We start from the raw sequence: 5,145 nt of genomic DNA, 5'->3' as shown, positions 1-5,145 counted from the left end.
GCAGCGCTACCCGGCCGGGCCCGACTTCCTCACCGCACTGGCCGGCGGCGGATCGCCGCGCGCGGTGTGGGCCGCCCTGCCCGGGCCCGGCTGGCCGTACGAGATCGCCCGGGCGGTCGCCGCGACACTGGCCGGCGGGCGCGGCGCGCTCGTCGTGCTGCCGGACCGACGGTCGGTGGCCCGGGTCGACCAGGCGCTGACCGAGCTGCTCGGACCGGGGATGCACGTGGCCCTGGAGGCCGAACTCGGCCCGCGCGAGCGCTACCGGCGCTGGCTCGCGGTCAGCCGCGGCTCGGTGCACGCCGCGATCGGCACCCGGGCCACCATGTTCGCGCCGGTGCGCGACCTCGGGCTGGTCGTGGTCTGGTCCGACGGCGACGGCAGCCACAGCGACCCGCGCGCCCCCCATCCGCACGTGCGCGAGGTCGCGCTGCTGCGCGCCGCCGAGGAGGGCGCCGCCGTCCTGCTCGGCGGGCACGCGGTGACCGTCGAGGGCGCCCAGCTGGTCAGCACCGGGTGGGCGCGGCCGCTGGTCGCCGACCGGGAGGTGGTGCGGCAGGTCGCGCCCAGGGTGCGCACCGTCACCGACCAGGACCAGCACCGGGACGCCGCCGCCCAGGCCGCCCGGCTGCCCTCGGTCGGCTGGGACGCCGCCCGGGAGGCACTGGCGGCCGGGCACCCGGTGCTCATCCAGGTGCCCCGGCGCGGCTACGTGCCCCGGCTGGCCTGCGGGCGCTGCCGCACCCCCGCCCGCTGCCGGCGCTGCGAGGGGCCGCTGGAGGCGCCCTCGGCGGACGCCGCGCTGACCTGCGGCTGGTGCGGCGAGGCCGAGAACGACTGGCACTGCCCCGAGTGCGGCTCCTTCCGGCTGCGGGCCCAGGTGGTCGGTGCCCGGCGCACGGCGGAGGAACTGGGCAAGGCGTTCCCGCGGATCCCGGTGCGGACCTCGGGGCGGGACGCGGTGCTGGACACCGTGCCCGACGAGCCCTCGCTGGTGATCTCCACCCCGGGCGCGGAGCCGGTCGTCGAGGGCGGTTCCGGGTACGGCGCGGTGCTGCTGCTCGACGGCTGGGCGCTGCTCAGCCGGCCCGACCTGCGGGCCGGGGAGGAGACCCTGCGGCTCTGGCTCGCCGCGGCCGCGCTCGCCCGGCCCTCGACGGAGGGCGGGACGGTCGTCGTGGTCGCCGAGCCCTCGGCCCGGCCGGTGCAGGCGCTGGTGCGCTGGGACCCGCTGGGGCACGCCGGGCTGGAGCGGGACGAACGGGCCCAGCTGCACTTCCCGCCGGTGTCGCGGATGGCCGCGGTGAGCGGGAGCCCGGCGGCCGTCGCCGACCTGCTGAACCTGATCCGGCTGCCGGAGGGTGCGGACGTGCTCGGGCCGGTGCCGGTGCCCGCGCTGCGCGGGGAGGAACAGGAGCGGGCGCTGCTGCGGGTGGCGCCCGGGCAGGGGACCGCGCTGGCGGCGGCGCTCAAGGCGGCGCAGATCGCGCGGATCGCGCTGCGGACGGCGGAACCGGTGCGGGTGCGGGTGGATCCGACGGACATCGGGTAGCGGGGGCCGCGGCCGGGGGCTCTGGTCGCCGAGCGGCCCGGGCTGCTGAGGGCTTCGGCCGCTGAGGGCTCGGTCGCCGGGGTGCTGGGGGCGGGGTGGGGCGCTGGGGGCCGCTGCCGGGGGCGGCCGGGGTGAGGTGGGCTGAGGTGGGGCGCTGGGGGCGGGGTGAGTGGGCCACCCCGCCCCGGGTGGCCCGGGCGTGGTCGGGGGTGGTCAGCCGCGGAGGGGGATGCCGGTCTGCGGGCGCTCGACCGGGGTGCGGTCGCGGTCGATGGGGGTGCGGTCCAGCGGGGTGCGGTCGATGGGAGCGCGGTCCAGCGGGGTGCGGTCGATGGGAGCGCGGTCCAGCGGGGTGCGGTCGATCGGGGTGCGGTCGAGGGCGTTGCGCTCCAAGGCGCTGCGCTCCAGGCTGGAGCGGTCCAGGCCGCCCTGTCGGGCCGCGGGGACGGTGGTGGCCAGGCCGCCGCGTTCGGTGGGGGCGGGGAGTTCCTCGGAGCGGTCCGGCCGGGCGGGGCCCGGGACGGCGCCGCTGGCGGCGAGGAGTTCGCTGGTCGGGCGGCGCATGCCGTAGCGGCGGTGCACGGCCTGCTTGGTGACCCCGAGGGCGGAACCCACCGAGTCCCAGGAGAAGCCCAGCGCCCGGTCGAACTCGACCGCCGCAGCCACCAGGGTCTCCACGCTCTCCCGCAGCTCCTGCGCCAGGCGCACGGTCGGCGCCGGCGCCCGTCCGTACACCACGAAGCCGGCCGAGGTGCTCGGACGGCGCGGTCGGTAGACGTTTCCCAGCTGGGCGGTGAGCGTCCGCAGCGCGTCGACCTGGCGCCTCACCCGCTCGATGTCCCGCACCAGCAGGTGCAGGCTCGCCCGCGCCCGGGCGTCGTGATTGATCTGCTCGGCCATGGCCTACGTGCCACCTTCCGTACGGTTCAGCTCGGCCGGGGCGCGGTGTCCCGTGCGCCCGGCCCCGGTCAATCTCTCTTGACCAACGCCGAAGCGGGGGCCGGGGTAACGCGGCTCGGCAGGTTCGGGATATGCCAGTAGCAGATGCGGGCGTCCGAGGACGGCCCGTCGGGGCGCCTGAGCGGGTTGCATAGACTTGCGGGGAACAGTCGTCGCCCGAAGCCCGCGCCCACCCGGACAGGAGCCCGTACCCCGTGGCGATCCAGCCGATCCGTCTCTTCGGAGACCCCGTCCTGCGGGCCACCGCCCAGCCGGTGACCACCTTCGACAAGGAACTGCGGAACCTGGTCGCCGACCTCACCGACACCATGCTCGGCGCCCCCGGCGCCGGCCTGGCCGCGCCCCAACTCGGCGTCTCGCTGCGGGTGTTCACCTACCACGTGGACGGCGTCACCGGGCACCTGATCAACCCGGACCTGTCGCTCAGCGAGGAGGAGCAGGAGGGCCCGGAGGGCTGCCTGTCGCTGCCCGGACTGCGCTACGACACCAAGCGCGCCCACGGCGTGGTGGCCAAGGGCTTCAACATGTACGGCGACCCGGTCACGCTGGAGGGCACCCAGCTGCTCGCCCGGTGCATCCAGCACGAGACCGACCACCTGGACGGCATCATCTTCATCGACCGGCTCGACCGGGAGCAGCGCAAGGCCGCGCTGAAGGCCATCCGGGAGGCCGACTGGGGCAGCGGGCCGGCGCCCGTCGTCAAGGTCTCGCCGCACAGCACCTTCGGCTCCGCGCGCTGAGCCCGTTCCTCGATTTTCGTATGCAGAAAGGCACTTGATGCGTCTCGTCTTCGCCGGCACCCCCGAGGTCGCCGTTCCCGCCCTGGACGCGCTGATCGCCTCCGACCGGCACGAGGTCGTCGCGGTGGTCACGCGCCCCGACGCCCCCGCCGGGCGCGGGCGCAAGCTGGTCGCCAGCCCCGTCGCCCAGCGCGCCGAGGAGGCCGGGATCGAGGTCCTCAAGCCGGCGAAGCCCAGCGACCCGGACTTCGTCGCCCGGCTCACCGAACTCGCCCCCGACTGCTGCCCGGTGGTCGCCTACGGCGCGCTGCTGCGACCCGGCACCCTGGAGATCCCCCAGCACGGCTGGGTCAACCTGCACTTCTCGCTGCTGCCCGCCTGGCGCGGCGCGGCCCCCGTCCAGCACTCGGTGCTGGCCGGTGACGAGGTGACCGGGGCGTCCACCTTCCTGATCGAGCGGGGCCTGGACTCCGGGCCGGTCTACGGCGTGATCACCGAGGAGATCCGCCCGGCCGACACCAGCGGCGAACTCCTCACCCGGCTGTCGCTCTCCGGTGCCCGGCTGCTCGCCGCCACCATGGACGGCATCGAGGACGGCTCGCTGCACGCCGTGCCACAGCCGGCCGAGGGCGTCACCCTCGCGCCGAAGATCACCGTCGAGGACGCCCGGATCGACTGGAACCACCCGGCACTGCGGATCGACCGGGTGGTGCGCGGCTGCGCGCCGGCACCGGGCGCGTGGACGGAGTTCCGGGGCGAGCGGCTGAAGGTCACCGGGCCGGTCAAGCTGCTGCCGGAGTCGGCCGAGCTGGCGCCGGGCGAGGTCGCGATGGCCGGCAAGAACAGCGTGCGGGTCGGGACCGGGAGCCACGACATCGAGCTGGGGGAGGTGCGTCCGCAGGGGAAGAAGGAGATGCGGGCGGCCGACTGGGCGCGCGGGGCGCGGCTGGAGGCGGGGGAGCGGTTCGGGGTCCGGGAGGACGGCTCCGAGGGCTGACCTTCGGGTTTGGCGTTACTGTTCGTTCGAGATCTTCTGATAATCACCGCAGCACTTTGAGGTTCCTGTGAGCACCCCCAGCACCCCCAGCACGTCCGGCGCCAAGCGGGCGCCCCGTCCGCACCGCCGCCCCAAGAAGGACCCGGCCCGGATCGTCGCGTTCCGGGCGCTGCGCGCCGTCGACGAGCGGGACGCGTACGCCAACCTGATCCTGCCCTCCCTGCTCCGCGAGGCCGAGCAGAAGGGCATGGACCGGCGCGACGCCGCCCTCGCCACCGAACTCGTCTACGGCACCCTGCGCCTGCAGGGCACCTACGACGCGGTCATCGCGGCCTGCATCGACCGGCCGCTGAGCAAGGTCGACCCGCCGGTCCTCGACGTGCTCTCGCTCGGCGCCCACCAGCTGCTCACCACCCGTATCCCCAGCCACGCCGCCGTCTCGGCGACCGTCGAGCTGGCCCGGGTGGTGCTCGGCGACGGCAAGGCCAAGTTCGTCAACGCCGTGCTGCGCCGGATCAGCGCCCACGACCTGGACGCCTGGATCGAACGGGTCGCCCCGCCGTACGACAAGGACGCCGAGGACCACCTGGCCGTCGTGTACTCGCACCCGCGCTGGGTGGTCTCCGCGCTCTGGGACTCGCTCGGCCGCTGGCAGCCGGACGCCTCCGGGCGCACCGCGATCGAGGAACTGCTGCGGGCCGACAACGAGCGGCCCGAGGTCACCCTGATCGCCCGGCCCGGCCGGGCCACCGTCGGCGAACTGGCCGACGCGCTGCCCGAGGCCCAGCCCGGGCGCTGGTCCCCGTTCGCGCTCCGGCTCGCCGAGGGCGGCGACCCCGGCGCGCTGGCCGCTGTCCGGGAGAACCGGGCCGGCGTGCAGGACGAGGGCAGCCAGC

Annotated in this window: 5 protein-coding genes; 4 read left to right on the top strand and 1 reads right to left on the bottom strand. The window is 75.8% G+C overall.

Annotation, left to right across the window (positions count from 1 at the left end; translation table 11 throughout):
• A partial coding sequence (locus BG452_RS29415; protein ID WP_188307390.1) for a primosome assembly protein PriA occupies positions 1-1,552 on the top strand: 1,552 nt, incomplete at its 5' end.
• A gap of 213 nt (positions 1,553-1,765) precedes the next feature.
• Here BG452_RS29415 and BG452_RS48200 read toward each other — a convergent pair.
• Positions 1,766-2,452 (bottom strand): hypothetical protein, encoded by a 687-nt coding sequence (locus BG452_RS48200; protein WP_411293039.1) that lies wholly within the window; start codon positions 2,450-2,452, stop codon positions 1,766-1,768.
• 254 nt (positions 2,453-2,706) lie between these two features.
• Between BG452_RS48200 and def the strand changes: the two genes are divergently transcribed.
• The 3 genes from def to BG452_RS29395 all read left to right on the top strand — a co-directional run.
• Positions 2,707-3,252, top strand: coding sequence for a peptide deformylase (gene def, locus BG452_RS29405; RefSeq protein ID WP_188307389.1), 546 nt, complete (start codon positions 2,707-2,709; stop codon positions 3,250-3,252).
• A 37-nt stretch (positions 3,253-3,289) separates the two neighbouring features.
• A complete protein-coding gene (gene fmt, locus BG452_RS29400; protein WP_188307388.1) occupies positions 3,290-4,249 on the top strand; it encodes a methionyl-tRNA formyltransferase in 960 nt (319 codons plus the stop codon).
• Positions 4,250-4,316: 67 nt separating this feature from the next.
• The coding region (locus BG452_RS29395; RefSeq protein WP_317621284.1) for a transcription antitermination factor NusB at positions 4,317-5,145 on the top strand (829 nt) is incomplete at its 3' end.

Origin of the sequence: Streptomyces sp. CBMA123, assembly GCF_014596465.1 — a bacterium.
Classification (GTDB): domain Bacteria; phylum Actinomycetota; class Actinomycetes; order Streptomycetales; family Streptomycetaceae; genus Kitasatospora.
Note: the sequence above shows the minus strand (reverse complement) of the source record. Positions and strands in the feature narration are given on the sequence as shown.